The sequence below is a fragment of the Gordonia sp. DT218 genome, from assembly GCF_049847105.1.
Taxonomy (GTDB): domain Bacteria; phylum Actinomycetota; class Actinomycetes; order Mycobacteriales; family Mycobacteriaceae; genus Gordonia.
In genome coordinates, this window is the sequence record NZ_JBNCNS010000003.1 from 168,990 (window position 1) to 192,183 (window position 23,194).

Sequence of the window (23,194 nt, forward strand, 5' to 3'; positions counted from 1 at the left end):
TCTGCGGCCTTGAAAGTGCGTCCCCTTCCTCGGAGGCCGGGGAGCCGTTCAACGTGGCGAGCGTTGGAGCTACCCACCATTCAGGCACACTCTGCGCCGTCGATACGGCCTGCCGAGCGGAACGGGCAGCGACGCGGAGCATGAAATGAACTGCCACTGAACATCTTCCAGCGAAGCACGGCATGCCGCTGGCGTAGCCTTTGAGGTGCGAAATGGTACGAACCGGTCATTTGCGCGTTCCGCACCACCCACCAAGACCGAAAGCGAGAGCCACGATGAGCACGGCAATGACGAGAGGGGCGAGCGGTAAATCCACCGCCCGAGCGGAGGCACTGCGGCGCGCCTTGGCGGAGCGCACGCAGCCCGCAGCCGCCGCCCCTGGACGAACACCCGAGGCTGACGCCGGCCAAGTACCGACCGTGACCAAAGCGGTTGTGCCGCAGAGGGTGATTGGTTACGTGCGGGTCTCCACCCAGAACCAGCACGTGAAGGGTTACGGGCTGCGGGCACAGCAGGAGTACCTACAGCAGTGGTGCCAGCAGAACGGTCACCAGTTGCTCACCGTCACAAGCGATGTGATGAGTGGCGGGAAGGCAGAGCAACTCCACGGGCGTGCCATCGCGATCAACGCCCTGGAGGCGGACATGGCCGACGTGCTTTTGGTGCGCGCGCTCGACCGTGCAACCCGCGACCAACTCGACGCAGCGCAACTCTTCAAACGTGCAGAGAAGCACGGGTGGCGGCTGATGGACTGCGACGGGGCCGACAGCGGCGAACCAGGGCAGCGGCTCGTCGCTGACGTGCGAGTGGCGGTCGCTGCGGAGGAACGCCGACGCATCAGCCAGCGCACCAAGGAAGGCCTGGCTCGGGCGAGGCGCGAAGGTAAGAGGATTGGCCGGCCAAGCACCATCGACCCGCTCATCGTCCAAGAGATCATCTACATGCACCAGAAGGAACGCCTGGGGCCGAACAAGATTTGCGCGTGGCTCGATGAGAACGGAATCGGCACGCCCGGTGGGGGTTACCGCTGGTATCCGTCGACAATTCGACGCCTGCTAGACCGAGAGATGGTGAGCTGAGATGGCATCGGTACGCAAGTTCACGTCCACGAAAGACGGCAAGCCGATCTACAAGGTGAAGTGGCGGACGCCCGACGGCAAGCACCGCACCAAGGGCGGCTTCCGTACCCGCAAGGAGGCCGACGCCTACGCCACGACCGTCGAGTTCAACCAGCGACGTGGCACCACATTCGATCCGAAGTCGGGTGAGGTCACGTTCCGCGCCGCAGCAGCGGCATGGCTCGATAGTCGGCACGACCTGAAGGCGACGACGCGGCGCGGATACGCCTACGCACTCGCCCCAGCAGAGGACCGGCAAGGTGACATGGGGGAGTTGGGGATTGATGCGGTGTTCGGCGGTTACCCGCTCAACGCGATCAAGCGCGAGCGCATATCCGAATGGGTCCAGGCACTCACCGAGGCGGGCAAGAAGCCGTCTACCGTCCGCCACGCGTACTTCCTGGTGCGGATGGTGCTGGCGCAGGCGGTGGTGGATGGCCGGCTAACGGCGAACCCTGCGGACTACGTGCGCCTGCCATCCGAGCACGGCCCCGCTGGCGGCACGGCAGGCGTCGTGGATGAACCGGCCCAGTTCCTCACGGCGACTCAGGTTGCCGCCCTCGTCAACGCGGCGCCTTGGCCGTTCAACATCTACGTCCACATCGCAGCATGGGCAGGGTTGCGGGCTGCGGAGTTGGCAGGATTGCAGGTTGGTGACGTTGAGCTCCCGGCGCAGTCGTTGAGCCCCAACGCACGACCGAGGCCGGGGACGTTGCGCGTGGAGCGGACGGTGCAGGCGGTCGACGGGGTCGTCAGCTACGTCGCGCCGAAGACCAAGGGCAGCCGTCGCCGCGTGCCGCTGACCCCTGCAACGGTGGACCTGCTGCGCGATTGCCTTGCTGAGCATCCGCGCCGGGTAGAGCCGACCGCCCCGCTGTTCCCGGCATTGCGACTGGTCGTGGAGCGGCCTACCGGCATCAAGCGCGCCGACGAACCCGAGGCTGCCAAAGCGAAGGCAGGCCGACAGGCAGACGCCTTGGCTGCGCTCGACGTGAGCGACGCTGAGGCGCGGTTGGCGCTCGACTGGACTGAGCCGGTCCGGCACCAGACGTTCTACAAGGCCGTCTTCCGGCCTGCGGTGCTACGGGCGAACCGATTGGCCGGCCAGGCGACGCTGCCAGCTGACCTGAAGTTCCACAGCCTGCGGCATACCTACGCCAGCCTGTGCGTCGCAGCGGGTATCCAGCCCCTGGAGATCGCACGGTTCATGGGGCACTCGAAGGTCACCACGACGCTTACCGTCTACGCGCACCTGTTCGAAGACGACCACGCAGACGCGATGAGCGCGCTCGGTTCAATGGGGACGCCGTTAGGGGAGAATGTGGTGAAGCTGTGTGGTTAGATCGAAAACAGGGCTCGACCGATTGGCAACAGGGTGGAGATGCGATCCTCGGTGCTGCGCCCCGTCGAAAAATTCTGCGGAATGAGTCGATCCTCCCATAGTCGTCGGACGGCTTCATTGACTGGGATTTCTGGAATTCTACCTTGCGCTATATGGTAACCAAGGCCAAGCGCAATTACTTCGAAGCTGCTGTTGAGAAAGGCGCCAGAGAAACGCTCTCGCGCAGAATCCCAGCGCCGGAAAGCGTCCTCGCCTATCTCGAAGAAGATCTTTTGAAAAGTAAGTTGAAAGGTCCGCTGGAGTTCTTTGTGATTGCGGGGAAAACTCTCGGCAAGACTGATTGATTCATCGTCAAGGAAGGATGAGAAGCCCCTCAGTTCCCTGGCTCTTACGTTAGCGCGGCTATGTAGAACTAGGAATCGCAGCACCAGTTCAAAATCATATTGCTCCCGCATCTGTCGATCACTCAGGGGCATGCAGTCCGAAAACACGGGGTACTTAACTAGGCTTGTAGTCCAATGAAGGAACTCTGGATTGACGGATGCTAAGAGCGCACCGCGAATTTCCTGCGGAGTTAGTGGCGAGCCAAAACTATTCAGACGCTGGAAGAGGTCGTATTTGGCACGCGTCGATGACTCGCGCTTGATGATCTGGATGTCGATGCGCGCACGCCGAATATCACGTTTCTCGATTGATCCCAGCCCTATCCCCAGCGACGGCGGTGCGTCCCACACCTTTCCCTCCAATGCGGGGAGGTAGCGAGTCGCGTCGAGGATAAGAGGCTCCACCGATAGGCCGCTCACCGAGCGAAGTACACCTTGGAGTTGAAGTAGCGTGCTTATGCGCTGGAGGCCGTCGATTACCTCCCACCGGCCATCTGAAGTCGTGGAGACAAAGACGGTCGGTATGGGAATGCCTAGCAGTATGCTCTCGACCAGCTTGGATTTCTGCTCATTGTCCCATCGAAATAATCGCTGAAATTCGGGCTGAATGATCAAATCACCGTCTGCGTACATGGCTGTCAATTCGCCAACGGACATAGACAAAGTTTGCGTGAAAATTTCACGTCGTCTTAATTCTATTTGTTCTTCAAGTGTGTTTCCGAGTGGATCTTGTTCGGTCATCGCCAACCTTCCATAATGGAGATCTCCTCGGACAGGCTTTCTAGATCGGGGAAGACCATTGATTTCTGCACCCCTACAGCCCTGAGATGACTCACAAGATGATTACGATCACCTGAGTAGACGTATTTCACAAGCAGATTCTCGTCAGCATGCTTCTCATCTGCTATCTGTTCAAGGCCGTCCGTGCGGGACCCAGCGATTGTGAAAGTCCCCCGCTGGGCGACAATACGGGGACTATTATGTACCCCATAGATCGCGATAGGCTGCTTGTGTCTGCGAGCGCTAGTAAGGTCCTCTGCGGTAGATCGCGGTTCCCAGTTCTTAATCTCTGGATCCGATGTAGTAAGAATTCCGAGGTCAGCGTCGATGTGCTCTAGGACTAAGCTGTTCCAGCGAACTGGATCGAGCGTCCATATCGCGGGCCTGCCGTCACCCCCCAAATCGCGCTCTTCTGATGAGATGTATGGAAGCGACGCGAAGTACGCGGCCACGAGGAGGCTCTCGGTCCAGTCAAGCAGTCTTGTCGGAGCGCCGTAGTGCTGCATCGAGAAAAGTAGAGCCCAATCGTCTCGTGGATACCCTGGAGTCCAAAAGGGCACACTGCGCTCCGAGAACCGGGCCAGGAGTCGTGCTTCTCTGCGTCGAACGGCATCTGCATCTTCCATCCCTCGATGAAGTTTGGGAGTGAGTTTGTAGTGCTCGCTCTTCGCCCCCCGAAACCAGATCGGAACGTCGATCGGAGTCACGCCTATCGTGTCATCGTCGGGCGTGGCGTCTGTCTCACCGGCTTCTACTGCATCCCCATCGCTGTCGGCCACGTTGCCAGACCGCTGTTCGACTATTAATCGAACTAACTCAGCCAGAGTGACGAACTCTTTGACGATCACCCTCAGTGCGCTCCTTAGCTGTGGGAGAAGATGGTTGCGTCATCCTACGTCGCAGACCGACGTAGGGATGCGACATGCGGCCCCTGCGCGGCCCCGAATCGCTCCGAGCACCACGAAAGCCCCGGCCAAATCGCTCTGACCAGGGCTGTCATCGGAGCCGATGACGGGAATCGAACCCGCGTATTCAGCTTGGGAAGCTGATGTTCTGCCATTGAACTACATCGGCGTGCGAGGCGCTGACCTCGCGATCGACAGAGTAGCAAACGTCGTGGTCGAGCCTGCGCATGGACACCCGCATTCCGAGAGCCCGTCGGTGAGGGTCGGGCAGCTTCGAATCGGACCTCGTGGGGTTGCGACGTGCTAGCTTGATGCCTGAATGTCCGTGAGCGCACTCGGGGGTCGTGACCATCGTGGATTCCATGCGCTCGGCCGAGATCGCCGACCGCCAACTCGCTTCCGGAGTACCGACCGACCAGTCGTTTCTGCTCGTCGACATCGCTGACGACGGAATGCTGATCACCGCCGTCGACCCGGCCGTCGAAGCGGCCCTCGCCCAGCGTGTGCTGTGGGCAGTGCATCCCATCGCTCTCGACCAGGCCCTCGCGGAACACCTGGTCCGGGCCGGTCGTGTGCCGACGCCAGGGACAGACGATTGGTGGAATGAACTTCGGGAACTCGCCGGACGTGGACGCGAGCGCCTGTCGACCTCGGACGGGACGTTCGTCATGGGACAGCGCGACGTGCGGTTCTTCCGTGTCAGTCGGCGAGACCTCGACGAGGCGACCGCCCCGTTCGCCGCCGAGGTCTCCGGCGTGCTGCGCGAGATGGCCCAAGAATTCCGCGCCGGCTCGGTGGTCCTCGGCCGCGACCGCGATGACTGGCCCGGCCTCGATGCGGTCCTCCGGCGGTCGCTGCAGCTGCCCGTGGTCGCCACGGTCCCGCCCGTCGACGGGATCCGTGATGTCGGTGTCCCAGCCGGCGTCTCGGCCGCGGCGCCGGCCCCGATGCCCGCACCGATGCCGGCGGCCGAGCCGGCCCCTCCCGAGCCGGCCCCTCCCGAGCCCGTGCCGCCGCTCGCTCCGCAGCACTCCGACTCCTCCGCGCGTTACCCCGGCAAACGCATCGCCATCACAATGGCCGCGGTCGTCGCCGTCATCGGCGCCGGCACGGTGACTGCGCTCGCGGTCACCGGCGCAGACTCACCGCACCGACCCCCGTCGAGCCTCGAATTCCCTTCGAGCACACCGTCACCGACATCGAGCTATGCCGATCCCGCCGAGTTCGCGGCCGCTCGGGAGCCCGCGACGAATTACACGCCACCGCCACCGGCGACCACCGACGACGTTTCCTCCGACGGCACGCCGCAGGCGCCCGGTCAGCCGAATCGGCCACGATCCGCACCACCCAGGCTGGTCATCCCGAATCCGATTCCGGGGCTGCCGCCGATCGTTCTGCCGCGGTTACCCGGCTGAGTGTCGAGAGCGCGGTAGGGCTGTCACCACCGCGCCGCGGACACCGGGACGCGCTTGCTCGACGTCGGAGCCGGCGCGGGACGCTTGTCCTCCGCGAGGCACATCGACCGAAGTACGTTGTGGTACACGACGAGTCCGTACAGGTTCGGCGCCCCGACGATGCCGGTCGACTTGGGCAGCATGTCGGTGGTGATCCCGAGACCGGGGAACAGATCGTTGGCCAGCGCGGCCGTCGGGTCGGTGCCGCCCTCCTGCCAGGCCAGCTCCACCATGTGCGCAGCCAGCGCGTAGGCGTAATAGGCCGCGGTGAGCGACTTGGTCACCGTGAGATCCGACATCGGTACGGTCGCCGCAAAATCCTGCTTGTTGTTGCGGTTGTGACTGAGTCCGATGATCGCGTCGAGCGGGGCGCCGCCGACGTAGGGGATCAGCACGCCGACCTGCGAGAGGATGTACTCCGGCGTGTTGAAGTCGGCAGGGTCGGCAGGGATCAGATTCTGGTGAACCCGTGTGGTGCGCAGGTAATCCTGCAGTCGCGTCGTCATCCCGGCGATCTGTCGATCGGTGGCGGGGTTCGCGGTGATCGCCTGCAGATAGTCCGAGGTGCGCGTCACGATCCGGGTCAGCGGCAGATCGCCGATCGGCTTACACGTGTCCGCGTCGGCCACCGCGACCTGTCCGGCGATGTCCCGGACCATCCCGGGCACCGCGTAGGCGAAGCGGAGGTCTTTGACCGACTTCCCGGCATTCGCCTTCTGCGATCGCGTGACGGAAACGACGCACGAGTCGACCAGTTTCTCGCTGATCGACTTGTAGAGCTGGGTGGCGGCGAACACGCCGAGAAGGATCGGCAGGGTGATGAGCGTGCCGATGCTGATCGGGCCTGCCAGTGGACCGATGCTCGGCAGGGTGCGTCGCAGCACGGTGAGCGGGACCATGACCGTCACATAGAGGTAGAGCCAGACGCTCTCGACGGCCTGCGCCAGCGTGAGGTTCTCGACCGGGATGGCCTCCCCGGCCCGGCCGTCGCGAACGGCGACCAACTGCGTGACCACCCACTGCGAGATCGGATCCCGGTACTTCATGATGGGGTCCTTGTCGTCGGCCCCCAGGTCGTACGGGTGATTCGACACCGCCAGCGAGGAGATCCGCAGTCGCGACATGTCACGATGCGCGCCGGCCTTGATCGATGTCGACTTCTGCTGGATCTCTTGTGGCAGATAGGGCTTCAGTGAATCGAAGACGGCGTCGTAGATCGCGCCGAAGGTGGCGAACCGAGATCCGACGCATTCCTTCGGTTCGGCACTTCTCGACGCGCTGCGCGAGTCCGAGTGAGGTGCGATCGGTGCCGCCGATGCCACCGCGCCGAGGCCGTTCTCCCCGCCGAACGACAGCGTCACGCACGTCACGATCGCCACCGCGATCATCGACACCGACAGCCTCTGACCCCACATACCCCACGCACCCCCGGCTCGTTCCGACCCGCCGGATCTCGTCGCAGTCACACAGCGATCACACGAGAATCACGGCCCCGGGCACACTCTAAGAGATTCCTGAGCGTTTTGACCATGGTTCGGCCCATGTTGCATCTGGTTCGACGGCGACCGTCCATTCGGCGTTCATCCGGGCCGGTCGGTTAACCTCACACGTGTGCTGCTCTCCGATCGCGACATCCGCTCCGAGATCGCCGGTGGGCGGTTGGCGCTCGAACCGTTCGATCCGACACTCGTGCAGCCGTCGAGTGTCGACGTGCGCCTCGACCGTCTGTTCCGCGTCTTCAACAACACGCGCTACACACACATCGACCCCGCAGAACGCCAGGACGAGCTGACCAGCCTCGTCGAACCGCCCGAGGGCGAACCGTTTGTCCTGCATCCGGGGGAGTTCGTGCTCGGCTCGACCCTCGAGGTGTGCTCGCTGCCCGACGACCTGGCCGGGCGGCTGGAGGGCAAGTCGTCGCTGGGTAGGCTCGGCCTGCTCACCCATTCGACGGCGGGCTTCATCGATCCGGGTTTCTCCGGGCACATCACTCTCGAGCTGTCGAACGTCGCGAACCTGCCGATCACCCTGTGGCCGGGGATGAAGATCGGACAGTTGTGCCTGATCCGGCTGTCGAGCCCGGCGGAGCATCCGTACGGGAGCGCGAGCGTCGGATCGAAGTACCAGGGCCAGCGCGGACCGACCCCGTCGAAGGCGTATCTGAACTTCACCAAGCCGTAGCACTGCTCCCACGCGGGCCGCGTTGGCGTGCAGTTCACCTTGGCCGTTCGGTGTTCACCAGCCCGATCGGGACGGGTCATGTCATGGATGCGTCGTCGCAGGAAACCGCGCGTACTCACTGAAGGCATGAAGCTGACAGTCATCGGTTGCGGGTACCTCGGGGCCACTCATGCGGCGTGCATGGCAGAACTCGGGCACGACGTGCTCGGCGTGGATGTCGACGCGGACAAGGTCGCGCGATTGCAGGCGGGAGATGTGCCGTTCTTCGAGCCCGGGCTCGGTGACGTGTTGCGCCGCAATCTCGATGTGGGCCGGCTGCGCTTCACCGCCGATCACCGCGACGCGGCATCGTTTGCGTCTGTGCATTTCCTCGGGGTGGGGACACCTCAGCAGCGTCGCGGTTACGGCGTCGACCTCTCGCACGTGGAGTCGGCGGTCGACGCCCTGGCACCCCTGCTGCGGGGTGAACACCTGATCATCGGAAAGTCCACGGTCCCGGTCGGAACGGCGGCCGCGCTTGCACAACGGATGTCGGTACTCACCGCGCCGGGCTCACAGATCGAACTGGCGTGGAGTCCGGAGTTCCTCCGGGAGGGATTCGCGGTCGAGGACACCCTCGAGCCCGACCGCATCGTGCTGGGGACCGATCCCGACGACGCCGCCACCGGCAACGCCGAGCAGGTGACCGCCGAGATCTACCGGGAGATCCTGGAGACCGGTGTGCCCTTCATCCGGACCGATTGGGCGACGGCGGAACTGGTGAAGGTGTCGGCCAATGCTTTTCTGGCCACCAAGATCTCGTTCATCAATGCCATCAGCGAGATCTGCGAGGTGGTCGGTGCGGATGTGTCGACGCTCGCCGATGCGATCGGCTACGACGGGCGGATCGGTCGCCGACTCCTCAACGCGGGACTCGGTTTCGGTGGCGGATGCCTGCCCAAGGACATCCGTGGGTTCATGGCACGCGCCGACGAGGTCGGTGCCGGGGACGCGCTGCGCTTCCTGCGGGAGGTCGACGCGATCAACAACCGCCGTCGGACGGCGATGGTCGAGCTGGTCGCCGACGCCGTCGGCGGCGACGTCCTCGGCGCGAATGTCGCCGTGCTGGGTGCGGCCTTCAAACCGGAGAGCGACGATGTCCGGGATTCGCCTGCCCTCAACGTCGCAGGACAGCTGGCATTGCGCGGGGCGTCGGTGAGTGTGTTCGACCCGAAGGCCACCGCGACCTCCCGGCGGATGTACCCGATGCTGTCCTATGCGGCGAGCGCCGTGGAGGCCTGTGAGGAGGCGGATGCGGTGGTGGTGGCCACCGAGTGGGCCGAGTTCGTCCACATGGGTCCCGAGGAGCTGTCCGGCGTCGTGCGATCGCGCGTCATCGTCGACGGGCGGCGCTGCCTCGACGCCGGCGCGTGGCGGTCGGCGGGATGGCGGTTTCACGCGATCGGTGGCCCGATGCGTTCCGTCACCGCGCCGAGAACGGCCCATCCGGGCGTGGCCGGGCAGGCGTTGCCGCAGGTCGCAGCTAACGTTTCGCCGCATTCTCCCTAGTTGCATGTTACTGTCGTGAATTCCGGATATCAGATGGGTTCATCGACGCAGGACATCAGATCGGATGACAGACGAGGCGACGACCATTGGTCGTGGGGCACTGGCCACCACGACCGACGTCCACGCGCACCCGGTCAGCCATGAACTCCTCGGCGACGTGGCCGCTCGACAACTGGCCCGGGGCATTCCCGCCGACCTTCCGTTCCTGCTGGTCGATGTCACCGACGAAGGCCTGAGGGTCACCACGGTGGACCCGCGCCTCGATGCGTCGGTGAGTGCGTTGATGGCCCCCGCGATCCGGCCGACGGCGCTCGATCATCTCTTGGCGACACATCTGGTCCGGATCGGGCGGGTGGCACAGCCGACCACCGACGAGTGGTCTGTCGAACTGCTCGACCTCGCGTGTCGAGGACGAACTCGTCTCGCCACGACGGACGGCACCTTCATCGTCGGGCGCGACCACGTGGAGTACTTCCGCGTCGCGCAACGCGATTTCGACGAGGCGACCGCGGACCAGGCGGACGCGGTGAGTGTGCTGTGCGAAGAGGCGGCCGCAGATGCCCCCGGCCGCATCACCTCTCTGGTGCTCGCCGGCGGCCATGAGTCCTGGCCCGGCCTCGCCGCGATGCTCGGACGGCGGGCGCCGGTGCCGGTGATCGCGTTGAAATCGCCAGGAACTCCCGAGGCCGATCTCTCCGAAAGGCGCCACGACGACGGGGTGCCACTCGGGACCCGGCCGCCCGCGTCGCCGCCCTTGGCCTCGGAACTGGTTGTGTCCGAGCCGGTTCCACCGAGCACACCGGAACCGGACCCGGAACAGTCGCAGCCGCCGCAGCTGCCCGCGCCTCGTCCCGTCGCCGAACCGAGCGGCTGGGAGGCCGAGCCGGACGCCGGGAAACTGCGACCGGCGACCCGCGCGATGGTGTGGCGGCAGCGACTGACGGGTAGGCGTGCTCTCATCGGCATCGCCACCATCTGCGCGATCATCGCGATCGGTACCGCGACCGCGGTGGCGGTGACCGGTGGCGGGGACTCCGATAAGCCGTCTGCCATGGGCGACGACGCGACGGCCACGTCGCAGAACGACTCGACCTATGCCGACCCGGCGGACCTCACGGAAGCGCGGGTACCGGCGGTCAACTACGTACCGCCACCCCCGCCACCTCCGGAGACGACCAGCGAGGGATCGTCATCCGACGAGACGACGACCGGCAGGCAGCGCACCGGCGAGTCGCGGAGGGCCGTGCCGCGACCGCCACGACCGCGACCGCGGCAACAGGCGCCTGCGCCGGCGCCGGCACCCGCACCGGCGCCGCCCCCCCTCCCACGGCAGCGCGTCTTCCCCAATCCGATCCCCGGACTGCCGCCGATCGTCTTGCCGGGATAGGTCAGTCGACCGAGGGGTTCTCCGCATTCGTGTGGCGCGCCCGGCCGAGATAATCGTTGAGCTGGCGCGCCAGGTCTCGATCGAGGGCGCGGTCGAGGGCGTTGTGCGCCGAGACCGATCCGGCCCGCCGCATCTCACCGAGAAGTTCTTTCGCCCACTCGGATTCGGCAGGCGTACGGGGCAACCAGCCGTCCTCGTGACCTTCGGTGATGGCGCGACGTCCTGCGGAGATCACCACCTTTGCGACCGCTGCCATCTCCTGGTCGAGCCGGCCGTGGACGTCGAGGATGCCGCTGAGGGGCAACCCGAGTTTCACCAGGCGGCCGTACGCGGAGACGGTTTCCTGATCGAGAATCGTGTACTGCTCTGGGTGCGCCTCGTCGCCCTTCGGGGCAATCAGGCCGAATTCTGCGAGACGCGCGAAATGCGCGGGGTTTCCGGAGTTGAGCAGGTCCTTGAGGTCGTCGGCCGCCATCGTGGTCGACGTCGCGGTCGACCACGGCTCGGACACCACTTCCTCGAGGCCCAGCACCTCGGCGAGGTTGTCGCCGCGCTGGATCCCGGAGAGGAAGTCACCGATGTGGCGGATGGTGAAACCGCGTTTGAGCAGATCGTTGATCACCCGCAGCCGCGCGAGGTGCGCATCGGTGTAGATGGCGATGCGTCCACGCCGCAGCGGGCGCGGGAGCAAACCGCGGTCCTGGTAGCCACGGACGTTGCGGGTGGTGGTGCCCGCGGCCCGTGCCAGATCGTCGATCCGGTATTCGGTCACCGCGACATTGTCCCAGATCGGGTCGGCCGCTTGGCTCAGGCCGCGACTCCTCGCGCGATGAGGTCGAGGACCTCCTCGTACGAGCCGGACGCGTCGACGAACGGCGGATACACCGAGCCGAGCTCCAACGACACCGCGCCGTGCACACAGGCCCAGATCTGCGCGGCCAGCTGTGTCGGATCGCCGGAACGGATCACCCCGGCCACCTGGCCGTAGCGGACGATGTCCGCCAACACCCCGAAGGCACGGGCGGCCACCTCGTCGTCGGCCGTGCACTCGGCCGAGAACATCAATCCGTAGAGGATCGGGTTGGCGACCGCGAACGCCCGGTAATTGCGGCCGCTGTTGCGCAGTCGTGTCGTCGCATCGCCGTCGTGTGCGGCGACTGTGGTGGCGAACTCGGCGAATCCATCGGTCACCACGGCGTCGAGCAGGCCGTCCTTGCCGTCGAAATGGTTGTAGACGCCCATCGGCGCCACGCCGGCCTCGGTGGCCACGGCGCGAACCGTCAGTGCGGTTGCGCCCTCACGTTCCAGCAGCCGACGCCCGGCGGAGACGAGGTTCGCACGCACTTCGGTTGCGGGAGTTCGGACAGTTTTCTGCGGCGACATGTTGACAGCCTACTAGAACAGTGTTCTTCTTGAATAGAACAACGTGCTACAGCAATGTGACGGCGTTCTGACCTCCGGCCCTTCGTGACGCTCGCAAGCTCGCTCTTCAGGGAACGAAAAGTGACGCTCGCTGCTCAGGACCGGAAAATTCGAAGGAGAAGTCATGAAGACTCGTTGGCTCGCCCTGGCGGCCCTCTGCTTTGCCGAACTGCTCGTGATGGTCGACAACACGATCGTCAACGTCGCGCTGCCCACCATGGCGCGCGATCTCCATGCCGGGATCTCCGGGCTCCAATGGATCGTGGATGCCTACACGCTCGTGTTCGCCGGCCTGTTGCTCACCGGCGGCTATCTCGGCGACCGATTCGGCCACCGCCGCATGCTGCTGACCGGCATCGCCGGATTCGCCGCGGTGTCGGTGCTGGCGGCGTCCTCGCACACCCTGGGGCAATTGATCGCGAGCCGCGGCGGACTCGGGTTGTTCGCCGCCCTGGTGTTCCCGGCGACTCTGGCGATCATCATGTCGATCTTCACCGAGTCCAGGCAACGTGCTGCGGCCGTGGGCATCTGGGCCGCGACGTCGGGCATCGCAGTGGCCATCGGTCCGGTACTCGGCGGCTGGTTGCTCGAGCACTATTCGTGGTCGTCGGTGTTCTGGGTCAATCTGCCGATGGCGGCGGTGGCCGCGCCGGCCATCGTTCTGGTGGTACCGGGAACTCGTCCGGAGTCCGTATCCCGTTTCGACGCACTAGGTCTGGTGCTCTCGATCATCGGTCTCGGATTGCTGACCTACTCGGTGATCGAGGGGCCGCATTTCGGCTGGGCCGATCCGCGGACCGTCGGCGGGCTGATCGTCGCGGGAGTTGCGCTGGGGCTCTTCGCGTGGCGGGAGCTGGCGATCGAGCATCCGATCCTGAATATTCGGCTCTTCGCCAACCGTCACTTCGCCGCGGCCGCCGGCATGATCAGTGTCGCGTTCTTCGCGCTGTTCGGCTTCATCTTCCTGATCACCCAGTTCTTCCAGGCGGTCAAGGGCTACGGTCCCTTCGAGGCCGGACTGCGCACCCTTCCGTTCGCATTGGTGATGGCGGTCTTCTCGCCGGTCGCGATGGCGCTGTCGCACCGATTCGGGCCGCGGATGGTGTCCGTGGTCGGTGCGTTGCTGATGTCGGGCGGCTTCGCGCTCGTCGAGGTGTCGTCGCGGATGTCGGGCTACTGGGAACTGATCATCTGGTCGATGTCGCTGATGGCGATGGGGCTCGCGTTCATCTCGGGCCCGTGCACCCAGGTGATCATGGACGCACTCACGCCTGAGCAGGCGGGCGCCGGTTCTGCCGTCAACGACACCACGCGTGAGCTCGGCGGAACGCTCGGCGTCGCGGTGCTGGGTTCCGTGTTGACCTCGGTGTACACCTCGGGAGTCGGTGGCGGGCTCGCCGATCTCGGCGTGCCGCGGGCTGCCGCAGGGATCGCGGAGGACTCGGTGATGTCGGGAGTCGAGGTGGCCGCCCGAGCGCCGTCCCAGGTTGCGCAGCAGGTGCGGTTTGCGGTGCAGGATGTGTTCGTCGAAGGCCTGCACAGTGCCGTCTGGGTGGCGGTCGCGGTCACCGCGGCCGCGGCGCTCGCGGCTGCGTACTTCCTGCGGGGTGTCCCGAGTGGACCGGAAACCGACGCGCCGCCGATCGTCGACGCCGCCGCAGGCCTAGAGGTCGAGAGTGAGGCGGTCGCCGTTCGCCCGTGACACGCAGGTGAGGAACATGCCCTGGGTGCGTTCCGGTTCGGTGAGGATGTTGTCGCGGTGATCGGGAGCGCCGGACAGCATCCTCACCTTGCACGTTCCGCAGAAGCCCTGCTGACACGAATACGGGACCGACGGCAGGACCTTCCGGATGGCGGCGAGCGCGGTCTCGTCGGCCGCCACCGGGACCTCCTGACCCGTCGACGCGAGTGTGACCGTGAAGGGCCGGCCATCCAGCACGGGCGGTGGGCTGAAACGTTCGTAGTGCAGTTCGATGTCGGGGCGATCGGCCAGATGTCTGCGCAGGCGCTCCAGCATCGGTACCGGCCCGCAGCAGTAGACCGCGAGTCCGCCTGGCGCGCGGCCGGTCTCGGGATCGACCGGACCGAGCAGTTCGTCCATGGACGGCAGACCGTGTTCGGCGTCGGTGCGGATGGTGATCCTGTCGCCGTACCGGGTCAGCTCGTCCTGGAACGGGATCGACTCGATCGTGCGTCCGGTGTAGATCATCGACCAGTCGAGGCCGAATCGATCGGCGGCGGCCAGCATCGGGAGGATCGGGGTGATGCCGATGCCGGCCGCGATGAACCGGATCGACCGCGCGTGCGACCCGTGCCCCGGGATGGCCAGGGGAAAGGCGTTGCGAGGTCCCTTGATCGAGATCGGGTCGCCTACGTGCAGGCCGTCGTGTACCTCGATGGATCCGCCGCCGCCATCGGGGATGCGACGCACGGCGATCCGGTAGATGTGCCGATCGGCCGGGTCTCCGCACAGCGAGTACTCCCGCATCCGGCCCGACGGCAGAAGCAGGTCGAGGTGAGCACCGGGATGCCACCGGGCGAGGATGTCGCCGTCGGGCGCGGCCAAGGTCAGCGCGACGACATTCTCGTCGGCGGCCACCACTTCCCGGTCGACGAGCTGCAGAGTGGTCACGCCGTCGTCGGCCGGGGTGGGGTGCAGCGGCGCGAGGGGCCGCCAGAACGGCCACCACATCTTCGCCATGACCGTGCCCATGGTGAGAAACGGGTCGTGACGCCACCGTCCGTACAGATGCGGAGGGGGAGCGGTCATCTCGGTGCTGTGTGGGTGTGCACGCTGGTTCATCGGAGGCCTTCGGGTCAGCCGGCGTTGCGGGCGGCCGGAGACGTGGCGAGATAGGCCACGGCCTGCGCGGTGCTGCCGATCTCGTTGGGATGGAATCCAGGCCGGAAGTAGCTGAAGGTTGCCAGGACGATCTTGCGCATCTTCGGCAGCACGCCGGCATGGACCCCGCGGAAGTAGTGGTACTGCCGCTGGAAGTAGTTGTACGACAACGACGTGTCCTGCTTCATGATGAACCGGAAGCCGCGGTTGAGCAGCAACAGCAGCACGGGCAGAGCCACCAGCATCGCGCGGCCGCGCCGCAGATAGCCGTCGCCGAAATAGATCGCCACCTCGTGGGCGACCGCACGGTGCTCGACCTCCTCGGCGCCATGCCACGTGAACAGGTCGGTCGTCCCCGGATCGGCACCGGATTCGACCCAGGTGTTGTTGAGGGCGAAATCGCCGAGGATCGCGGTGTAGTGCTCCAGGGCGGCGATGAGCCACAGGCGCTCGATGAGGTGCTTCTGTCGTGCTTTGGGGCTACCGCTGCGCATGGGGCCCAGTACTTTTCGGAAGATCCATTCCATCTGCCGCTGATAGGGCCTCGGGTCGATTCCGTGATGGTCGAGGAACTCCCACAGCACGTGGTCGTGGGCCTCGGCATGCATCGCCTCCTGCCCGATGAATCCGCGCATGGTGGCGGCGAGTTCGTCGTCGGCGACGAGCGGGAGCGCTTCGTTGTAGGTCTCCACAAACCATCGTTCCCCTTCGGGCAGCAGGAGGTTGAGGACACTGATGAAGTTGGACGCGACCGGGTGGTCGGGAATCCAGTGCAGTGGTGTGTCCGACCAGTCGAAGGTGACATTGCGGGCGTGGAGTTCCACCGGCCCCGGATCGGAGCCGTCCGCATCGCGTGGCTCACGAGCGACGCTGATCGGATGTGGATGGTCGGCATGTGCGGTCGCAGACATCGTCGAATCCTCTTTAACGGGTGACCTTCTGGCGTGCCGCGAACCGCGACAGCCAGGGGGTGAATCGATAAACGCGGTAGCCGATCTTGGCTTCGGCCGTCACCGGGACAACAGCCTTGTCCCAGATGATGGCGCGGACGATGTCGTCGGCGACCTTGTCCGGGGTGAAACCGCGGCGACGATACAGGCCGGCGAGCCGATCTTGTTCGGCTGCTTCCTGTGTCGTGTCCAACCCGGCGATCGGGGTGTTGCCCACGATGGCGGTGTCCACGATGCCCGGACAGATCGCGGTCACGCCGATCCGGTGTTCGGCCAATTCCGCTCGCAGTGATTCGGTGAACAGCAGCACGCCCGCCTTGGAGGCCGCATAGACCCCGAGCGTCCGCTGCGGTGTGAACGCTGCGGCGGAAGCGATGTTGACGATGTGCCCGCCCACGCCACGTTCGACCATCTGCCTGCCGAATGCCCTACTGCCGGAGACGACCCCGCGCAGGTTCACGTCGAGCAGGCGGTCGACCTGTTCGTCCGTCGCGTCGAGAGCACCACCGGCCAGACCGATCCCGGCATTGTTGACCACGATGTCGGGGACCCCGTGCCGGGTGCGGACAACGCCGGCGAAGTCCGCCACTGCCGCGGTATCGGAGACGTCGAGCTCATACGATGACGCCAGGGCGCCGGCGGCCTTGCTCTCCCGGGCGGTCTCCTCGACGGCCGCGGTGTCGATGTCGACCAGGATGAGTTCGCATCCCCGCTCGGCGAGGGCGCGCGCAGTGGCACGGCCGATGCCACTGCCTGCACCGGTGATCACGGCGAGCTTGCCGGACAGGGGGTTCGGCCTGCTGAACACTCGCGCGCGGTCGATCCGGCCCGTGGTGTCGGTGCGCGAGCCCGTGGAGTGAGTGGCGATGAAGTCTCGTGCCACATCAGCAAGATACCCGGGTCTGGTGTACGGGAGCCAGTGCCCGGTCGCAGTGCTGTGTCGCCACAGGCGCTGAGCGTGCCGGTATGTGTCGTCGAAGATCGCCGGGCGCAGCGCGATGTCGCGCTCGTTGACCAGTTCGAGTACCGGGACCGCCGTCGGACGCGACTCGGGTTTGCGCAGCTTCTGTCTGATGTTGGCCCGATAGAGCCGGAGGCCGGAGATCATGTCGTCGCCCAATGTGTCTGCGACCACCACGTTCTCCCGTGGCGTGCCCTCGACCCGATGGAGGAACTCGCGCCACACCGTTGGGGTCCCCACCGCGCCGAAGAACATCCTCGGCAGCACGGGTAGCTGGAAGAACACCGTGTACGACGACGAAGTCGCTTGGGCAAGAGCGTGTCCCAGTTTGCGCGGAGTCGGGCGGGAGAGATTGTCGCGGGCCCAGTCGGCCAGGTAGTCGAGGTTGGGACCGGACACGGAGACGAACGATCCGATGCGCTGTTCTGCGCCCGGTCGGGTGACCGCCTCCCAGGCCTGCACCGATCCCCAGTCGTGGGCGACGAGGTGGATCGGCCGATCGGGACTGACGGCCTCGGCCACCGCGAACAGGTCGTCGGCGAGGACGCTCAACCGGTACGGGTCGTCGCCGTCGGGACGGTCGCTCTCCCCGAATCCGCGGCAGTCGTAGGCCACCACCCGGAAATCCTCGGCCAGTGCCGGTGCCACGTGGGTCCAGAGGTGATGGGTGTCCGGCCATCCATGGACGAGCAGGACCGTCGGACGGGGGTCCGCGACGTCGGGCCGAGCCGACCCCGCCACTTCGAAAACGGCGAGGTGAATCCCGTCGTTGCTGACACTGCTCTTACGCCAATCGACCATGCGACTCTCCTTCGAGACGATCGAATGGAGTTAGACGTTACCAAGCGTCACATGAATTGACCAGAGTGTCCGTGACGGGGCGTCACGTGTATTCGGTCGGAGCTATATCCGCGCAGGTCATTGCCGATATGACGACAGGAAGTTTCCGATTCGTTCGATGGCAACACCGAGGTCGCGGGACCAGGGGAGGGTGACGATCCGGAAATGGTTGTGGTCGGTGAGGTTGAAGCCCGTTCCCTGGACGACGAGGATCTTCTCCTGCAGGAGCAGGTCCTGGACGAACAGTTCGTCGTTGTGGATCTCGTGTACCTCGGGGTCGAGGCGGGGGAAGGCATAGAGCGCGCCCATCGGCTTCACGCAGCTGACGCCGGGGATCTGATTGAGCTTCTCCCAGGTGACGTTGCGCTGCTCGAAGAGACGTCCGCCGGGTTCGACGAGGGCGTCGATGCTCTGATAGCCGCCGAGTGCGACCTGGATGGCATGTTGGCCGGGCACATTGGAGCAGAGCCGGGTGGAGGCGAGGATGCCGAGACCTTCGATGAATCCCCGCGCATGATCCTTCGGGCCGGTGAGGACCAGCCAGCCGGCGCGATAGCCACAGACCCGGTAGGCCTTCGACAGGCCGTTGAAGGTGAGACAGAGGAGATCCGGGGCCAGCGATGCCACGTTCACGTGCTCTGCGTCGTCGTAGAGGATCTTGTCGTAGATCTCGTCGGCCATGATCAACAGTGAATGCGCTCGGGCGAGCTCGACGAGCTGTTCGAGGACCTCGCGTGAGTAGACGGCACCGGTCGGGTTGTTGGGGTTGATGATCACGATCGCCTTGGTGCGGTCGGTGATCTTCGATGCGATGTCGGCGATGTCGGGGTTCCAGCCGTTGTCCTCATCGCAGCGGTAATGCACCGCGCGCCCGCCCGACAGCGCTGTCATCGCCGTCCAGAGCGGGTAGTCGGGCGAGGGGATGAGCACTTCGTCGCCGTCGTTGAGCAGCGACTGCATGGTCATCGTGATCAGCTCGGACACACCATTGCCCAGGATCACGTCGTCGACGTCGAAATACGGGAAGTCGGGGATGAGCTCGTATCGGGTGACGACGGCACGTCGGGCCGAGAGGACACCCGCCGACTCGGAGTATCCCTGTGCATACGGCAGGGCGTGGATCATGTCGCGCATGATCACATCGGGTGCCTCGAAACCGAACAGGGCCGGGTTGCCGATGTTGAGCTTCATGATCCGGTGGCCCTCGGCCTCGAGTCGTGCCGCATGCGCATGCACCGGCCCCCGGATCTCGTAGCACACGTTCTGCAGCTTCTGCGACTGCTCGAGTGGCTTGAGGTTCTGGTTCAGATGCGATACATGCGGTCTACTCACGAGTTCAATTGTGACAGCACTGCGCAAACCGGTTTTCCGGGTGTCTGTCAGGGTTGCGCGACGTCTGGTCAGTTAAGCGGGGATCGGGCGCAGAAACACGTCGACCGCGCCACTGTGGGCGCGGTCGACGTGGTCGGGATCGTGGATCAGCTGTGTCCGGGCCGCTTCTTGCCCGCAGCGATGCCGAATCCCTTTGCCTTCGAGGAGCCTGCCTCGGCGATCGTCCGGCCGCCGTTCGACGACTGTGCCGATTCCTCCGGGCCCCCTTCGGGCTCGGTCGTCGTCTCGGGCTCAGTCGCCGTCGCCGGCTCGGTCTCCGCTTCCGGAGCTTCCGGCTCCGGCGTCGACTCGGGTGCGGCGGCAGGAGCTGCTGCGGCAGGAGCGGCCTTGCCGAATGAACCCGGCCGCTTCTTGCCGGCCGACATGCCGAATCCCTTGGCCTTGGCGGGCTTTTCCTCGGTGACAGCGGCCGCGGTGGACTCGCTCGACGCCTCGACAGGCACCGCCGACGACTCCGCGGTCTCGCTCGGTGCGGGCTCGGCCGACTCGGCGGGCTCGCTGGGTGCAGCCTCGGTCGTCGGTGCAGCAGCCGCGGGTGCGGCAGCTGCCTTGCCGGCTCCGCCCGGCCGCTTCTTGCCGGCCGACATGCCGAATCCCTTGGCCTTGGCGGGCTTCTCCTCGGTGACGGCCGCCGGGCCGGCGGACTCGGTGTCCGCAGTCGGCGATGCCTCAGGCGCGGACTCCGCCTCGGCGACATTGCTCTCCGCAGGTGCCGTGACCCCGGCGTCGGCAGCAGCGGCGTTCGGCTTCTTCACACCCGGACGTTTCGCGCTGCCCATGCCGAAGCCCTTTGCCGCGGGCTTCTTCTCGGTCGCAGCAGATTCGACGGCGGACGACGACTCGGCCTCGGCCGGTGCGGGCTCGGCGGAGCCGGCCTCGGGCTTGGCGGCACCCGGGCGCTTGGCTCCACCCTTCATGCCGAATCCCTTGGCGGCGGGCTTCTTCTCCGCAGGCGGCGTCGCGGCCGGTGCCGATTCGGTGGCCTTCTCGCCGGCCGGGGCCTCGGTCTTCCCTGCGGAGCCGGGCTTCTTGCCCCCCTTCATGCCGAGTCCGACCTTGGGCTTCGGCTTGGCCTCCGTCGTGGTGGCGGTCGCAGCAGCAGCCGGAGCAGCGTCTGCTTCCTTCTCCTCGACGGCGGGCGCAGCGGACGCCGTCGAGGCCGGCACCGACGCCGGACCCAGGTAGCGGCCGCCGCGGCTCACCTCGGGCGCGCCACGCTTCACCGAATCGAGGAGCAGCTGGGCGACGTCGACGACCTCGACCTTGCCCTCCTGCTCGGTGCCACTGGTCCGCGCGGTCACGCCGTCGGTCAGCATCACGCGGCAGAACGGGCAGCCAGTGGCGACCTTCTTGGTTTCCTGGCCGCTGAGATCGCCGAGGGTGTCGAGCGCCTCGTCCACGCGATCGAGGTTGATGCGCTTACCGATCTGCTCTTCCATCCACATGCGGGCACCGCCGGCGCCGCAGCACATCGAGCGCTCGCCGTGGCGAGGCATCTCGGTGAGCGTCGATCCCGACGCACCCATCAGCTCGCGCGGGGCGTCGTAGACCTTGTTGTGGCGGCCCAGATAACACGGGTCGTGGTAGGTGACACCTTCGCCGAGTGGCGCAACCGGGACCAGACGCTTCTCGCGGACCAGCCGGTTGAGCAGCTGGGTGTGGTGGACCACCTCGTACTGGGCGCCCAGCTGTGGGTATTCGTTGCCCAGCGCGTTGAAGCAGTGCGCACAGGTGACGACGATCTTCTTGCGCTGGGCGGGTGCCGTGGAGAAGACCTCGCCGAGCATCTCGATGTTCTGCTGCGCGAGCATCTGGAAGAGGAACTCGTTGCCCGCGCGGCGAGCGGAGTCGCCGGTGCAGGTTTCTCCTTCACCCAGAACGAGGAAGTTGACGGCCGAGATGTCGAGAAGTTCGGCGACGGCCTTCGTGGTCTTCTTCGCACGGTCCTCGTAGGCGCCGGCGCAACCGACCCAGAACAAGTACTCGAAGCCTTCGAACGATTCGACATCCTTGCCGAACACCGGGATCTCGATGTCGATCTCGTCGATCCAGTTGGTGCGCGCCGAGGAGTTCTGGCCCCACGGGTTGCCCTTGTTCTCCAGGTTCTTGAACATCCCGGCGAGTTCGGTCGGGAAGTCCGACTCGATCAGCACCTGATAGCGGCGCATGTCCAGGATGTGGTCGACGTGTTCGATGTCGACGGGGCACTGCTCGACGCAGGCGCCGCAGGTGGTGCAGCTCCATAGGGTCTCGGTGTCGATGACCGCGCCGAGTTCGCCGTCGATGGACCCGGTCCCGGCGCTCTCGCCGACGAGCTTGCGGCCGGCTTCCGCACGGGCGGACTCCGGGATCTTGGCCAGCTTGGCCTCGTCGACATTCCCGTCGGCGTCGACCAGACCGACCTCGTCGCCGCCCATGTCGGTGCTGCCGCCCGCGATGAGATAGGGCGCCTTGGCCTGCGCGTGGTCGCGCAACGACATGATCAGCAGCTTGGGCGACAGCGGTTTTCCGGTGTTCCATGCCGGGCACTGGCTCTGGCATCGACCACATTCGGTACAGGTGGTGAAGTCCAGCCAGCCCTTCCAGCTGAAGTCCTCGACCTTGCCCGCGCCGAATGCGTCCACGTCGGGATCCGCGGTCTCCATGTCGAGGATCTGGCCCTGACTCATCATCGGCTTGAGCGCACCGAGCGCGACTCCGCCGTCGGCCTCACGCTTGAAGTAGATGTTGAAGAACGCCGCGAAGCGGTGCCATGCCACACCCCAGTCGATGTGCATGCCGACGACGGCCAGCCAGATCATGCCGCTCATCAGCTTGACGACTGCTGCCACCGTGACCCAGTACTCCGACGATCCGTCGAACAGCATGGCGAAGTAGTGGGTGAAGAAGGAGGTCCAGATCGGCGGGTCCTCGAGACCGGCGGAGATCTTGAACGTCTTGACGAAGATCATGCCGAGGCCCTCGAGCAGGACGACCCACTCGACGAAATAGGCCGCCCCGAAACGTGAACCGGTGAACCGGGAGATCCGTTCGGGCACCCGGGGGTGATTGAGTTGGCGGATCACCATCAGGACGATGATGCCGATGACGGTCCCGAGTCCCAGCAGTTCGTCCGCGAAGATGTAGATTTTCCAGGCGCCGATGACGGGCCAGTGGAAATCCGGATCGAAGATCTGCCCGTAGGCCTCGAACCACAGGATGAATCCCGCCAGGAAGCCGACCATGACCAGCCAGTGCGCCCAACCGACGCTCCGGAACTTCGCCATACGCGTATGGGCGATGAACTCTTTGAGCATCGTCCACAGGCGCGGGAAGAACGGCCAGAATCGCGAACTGTCGACCCGCTGGCCTTGCGCGATGGACCGGACCATGGTCCATACGCCGCGCAGGAACAGCGCCCAACAGAAGAGACTGATGACGGCGGCAACAGTGCCGATGGTGATCGTCGTGGCATTCACGGCGTCACGGCCCCTCTCTGGTTGATCACCGGCTCATTTGCGCAGGACTGATGCGCACGTGGCCGACGTGTACTACCGGTAACCGTAGTTCCTCGAGGACGTCGAGCGCTGCCAAGGATTGCCTAACTAACACTCGGTTCGCGCACGACGCACACGCTGATGGTACTCACGAGTAACTTACTGTCGAGTCAGGTCGGGGCGCAACGGACGATTGTGCTGATCGTCACCGGC

17 protein-coding genes and 1 tRNA gene are annotated in these 23,194 nt (G+C 65.5%); 7 read left to right on the forward strand and 11 right to left on the reverse strand.

What is annotated here, in order from left to right; translation table 11 throughout:
* Positions 1-275: 275 nt before the first annotated feature.
* Positions 276-1,079: a recombinase family protein gene (locus ACPXCG_RS12265; RefSeq protein WP_425792253.1), complete on the forward strand. Its 804-nt coding sequence runs from the start codon at positions 276-278 to the stop codon at positions 1,077-1,079.
* 1 nt (position 1,080) lies between these two features.
* Complete coding sequence (locus ACPXCG_RS12270) at positions 1,081-2,460, forward strand: tyrosine-type recombinase/integrase (protein WP_425792254.1); 1,380 nt, start codon at positions 1,081-1,083, stop codon at positions 2,458-2,460.
* On the opposite strand, the gene ACPXCG_RS12275 is transcribed toward ACPXCG_RS12270, so the two are convergent.
* The 3 genes from ACPXCG_RS12275 to ACPXCG_RS12285 all read right to left on the reverse strand — a co-directional run bounded on the left by ACPXCG_RS12275 (position 2,457) and on the right by ACPXCG_RS12285 (position 4,697).
* Complete coding sequence (locus tag ACPXCG_RS12275; RefSeq protein WP_425792255.1) at positions 2,457-3,584, reverse strand: DUF262 domain-containing protein; 1,128 nt, start codon at positions 3,582-3,584, stop codon at positions 2,457-2,459. The two genes, ACPXCG_RS12270 and ACPXCG_RS12275, sit on opposite strands and share 4 nt — an antisense overlap.
* The gene (locus tag ACPXCG_RS12280; RefSeq protein ID WP_425792256.1) at positions 3,581-4,471 is read right to left on the reverse strand and encodes an FRG domain-containing protein; all 891 of its coding nucleotides are present in this window, start codon (positions 4,469-4,471) and stop codon (positions 3,581-3,583) included. Before ACPXCG_RS12280 ends, ACPXCG_RS12275 begins: the two co-directional genes overlap by 4 nt.
* A 155-nt stretch (positions 4,472-4,626) precedes the next feature.
* Positions 4,627-4,697: transfer RNA gene (locus ACPXCG_RS12285), tRNA-Gly, on the reverse strand.
* A 193-nt stretch (positions 4,698-4,890) separates the two neighbouring features.
* Between ACPXCG_RS12285 and ACPXCG_RS12290 the strand changes: the two genes are divergently transcribed.
* On the forward strand, positions 4,891-5,943 hold the full coding sequence (locus ACPXCG_RS12290) for a hypothetical protein (protein WP_425792257.1): 1,053 nt from the start codon (positions 4,891-4,893) through the stop codon (positions 5,941-5,943).
* A 23-nt stretch (positions 5,944-5,966) separates the two neighbouring features.
* On the opposite strand, the gene ACPXCG_RS12295 is transcribed toward ACPXCG_RS12290, so the two are convergent.
* Positions 5,967-7,397, reverse strand: a complete 1,431-nt coding sequence (locus ACPXCG_RS12295; protein ID WP_425792258.1) for a hypothetical protein — start codon at positions 7,395-7,397, stop codon at positions 5,967-5,969.
* 196 nt (positions 7,398-7,593) lie between these two features.
* Between ACPXCG_RS12295 and dcd the strand changes: the two genes are divergently transcribed.
* The 3 genes from dcd to ACPXCG_RS12310 all read left to right on the forward strand — a co-directional run bounded on the left by dcd (position 7,594) and on the right by ACPXCG_RS12310 (position 11,098).
* The gene (gene dcd, locus ACPXCG_RS12300; protein WP_267630612.1) at positions 7,594-8,163 is read left to right on the forward strand and encodes a dCTP deaminase; all 570 of its coding nucleotides are present in this window, start codon (positions 7,594-7,596) and stop codon (positions 8,161-8,163) included.
* 126 nt (positions 8,164-8,289) lie between these two features.
* Positions 8,290-9,711, forward strand: coding sequence for a UDP-glucose dehydrogenase family protein (locus tag ACPXCG_RS12305; RefSeq protein ID WP_425792259.1), 1,422 nt, complete (start codon positions 8,290-8,292; stop codon positions 9,709-9,711).
* A 64-nt stretch (positions 9,712-9,775) separates the two neighbouring features.
* The gene (locus ACPXCG_RS12310) at positions 9,776-11,098 is read left to right on the forward strand and encodes a hypothetical protein (RefSeq protein WP_425792260.1); all 1,323 of its coding nucleotides are present in this window, start codon (positions 9,776-9,778) and stop codon (positions 11,096-11,098) included.
* A 1-nt stretch (position 11,099) separates the two neighbouring features.
* Here the strand turns inward: ACPXCG_RS12310 and ACPXCG_RS12315 are convergent, their stop codons facing one another.
* Both ACPXCG_RS12315 and ACPXCG_RS12320 read right to left on the reverse strand, forming a co-directional pair.
* Positions 11,100-11,870 (reverse strand): MerR family transcriptional regulator, encoded by a 771-nt coding sequence (locus ACPXCG_RS12315; protein WP_425792261.1) that lies wholly within the window; start codon positions 11,868-11,870, stop codon positions 11,100-11,102.
* A 35-nt stretch (positions 11,871-11,905) separates the two neighbouring features.
* Positions 11,906-12,481 (reverse strand): TetR/AcrR family transcriptional regulator, encoded by a 576-nt coding sequence (locus tag ACPXCG_RS12320; RefSeq protein ID WP_425792262.1) that lies wholly within the window; start codon positions 12,479-12,481, stop codon positions 11,906-11,908.
* Positions 12,482-12,644: 163 nt separating this feature from the next.
* Between ACPXCG_RS12320 and ACPXCG_RS12325 the strand changes: the two genes are divergently transcribed.
* Positions 12,645-14,222, forward strand: a complete 1,578-nt coding sequence (locus ACPXCG_RS12325; RefSeq protein WP_425792263.1) for an MFS transporter — start codon at positions 12,645-12,647, stop codon at positions 14,220-14,222.
* On the opposite strand, the gene ACPXCG_RS12330 is transcribed toward ACPXCG_RS12325, so the two are convergent.
* The 5 genes from ACPXCG_RS12330 to ACPXCG_RS12350 all read right to left on the reverse strand — a co-directional run bounded on the left by ACPXCG_RS12330 (position 14,184) and on the right by ACPXCG_RS12350 (position 22,963).
* A complete protein-coding gene (locus ACPXCG_RS12330) occupies positions 14,184-15,323 on the reverse strand; it encodes a PDR/VanB family oxidoreductase (protein ID WP_425792264.1) in 1,140 nt (379 codons plus the stop codon). The two genes, ACPXCG_RS12325 and ACPXCG_RS12330, sit on opposite strands and share 39 nt — an antisense overlap.
* 14 nt (positions 15,324-15,337) lie before the next feature.
* Positions 15,338-16,273 (reverse strand): metal-dependent hydrolase, encoded by a 936-nt coding sequence (locus ACPXCG_RS12335; RefSeq protein WP_425792265.1) that lies wholly within the window; start codon positions 16,271-16,273, stop codon positions 15,338-15,340.
* A gap of 13 nt (positions 16,274-16,286) precedes the next feature.
* Positions 16,287-18,074, reverse strand: coding sequence for an SDR family oxidoreductase (locus ACPXCG_RS12340; RefSeq protein WP_425792266.1), 1,788 nt, complete (start codon positions 18,072-18,074; stop codon positions 16,287-16,289).
* A gap of 117 nt (positions 18,075-18,191) precedes the next feature.
* A complete protein-coding gene (locus ACPXCG_RS12345) occupies positions 18,192-19,445 on the reverse strand; it encodes a pyridoxal phosphate-dependent aminotransferase (protein ID WP_425792267.1) in 1,254 nt (417 codons plus the stop codon).
* Between the two features lie 146 nt (positions 19,446-19,591).
* Entirely contained in the window at positions 19,592-22,963 is a 3,372-nt protein-coding gene (locus tag ACPXCG_RS12350; RefSeq protein WP_425792268.1) for a heterodisulfide reductase-related iron-sulfur binding cluster, read from the reverse strand.
* Positions 22,964-23,194 lie beyond the last annotated feature (231 nt).

Excerpts from the sequence above, each read along its gene's own strand:
- ACPXCG_RS12265 (WP_425792253.1), top strand. The coding sequence starts at position 276 with ATGAGCACGGCAATGACGAGAGGGGCGAGCGGTAAATCCACCGCCCGA.
- ACPXCG_RS12270 (WP_425792254.1), top strand. The coding sequence starts at position 1,081 with ATGGCATCGGTACGCAAGTTCACGTCCACGAAAGACGGCAAGCCGATC.
- ACPXCG_RS12275 (WP_425792255.1), bottom strand. The coding sequence starts at position 3,584 with ATGACCGAACAAGATCCACTCGGAAACACACTTGAAGAACAAATAGAA.
- ACPXCG_RS12290 (WP_425792257.1), top strand. The coding sequence starts at position 4,891 with ATGCGCTCGGCCGAGATCGCCGACCGCCAACTCGCTTCCGGAGTACCG.
- ACPXCG_RS12295 (WP_425792258.1), bottom strand. The coding sequence starts at position 7,397 with ATGTGGGGTCAGAGGCTGTCGGTGTCGATGATCGCGGTGGCGATCGTG.
- ACPXCG_RS12305 (WP_425792259.1), top strand. The coding sequence starts at position 8,290 with ATGAAGCTGACAGTCATCGGTTGCGGGTACCTCGGGGCCACTCATGCG.
- ACPXCG_RS12310 (WP_425792260.1), top strand. The coding sequence starts at position 9,776 with ATGACAGACGAGGCGACGACCATTGGTCGTGGGGCACTGGCCACCACG.
- ACPXCG_RS12320 (WP_425792262.1), bottom strand. The coding sequence starts at position 12,481 with ATGTCGCCGCAGAAAACTGTCCGAACTCCCGCAACCGAAGTGCGTGCG.
- ACPXCG_RS12325 (WP_425792263.1), top strand. The coding sequence starts at position 12,645 with ATGAAGACTCGTTGGCTCGCCCTGGCGGCCCTCTGCTTTGCCGAACTG.
- ACPXCG_RS12330 (WP_425792264.1), bottom strand. The coding sequence starts at position 15,323 with ATGAACCAGCGTGCACACCCACACAGCACCGAGATGACCGCTCCCCCT.
- ACPXCG_RS12335 (WP_425792265.1), bottom strand. The coding sequence starts at position 16,273 with ATGTCTGCGACCGCACATGCCGACCATCCACATCCGATCAGCGTCGCT.
- ACPXCG_RS12340 (WP_425792266.1), bottom strand. The coding sequence starts at position 18,074 with ATGGTCGATTGGCGTAAGAGCAGTGTCAGCAACGACGGGATTCACCTC.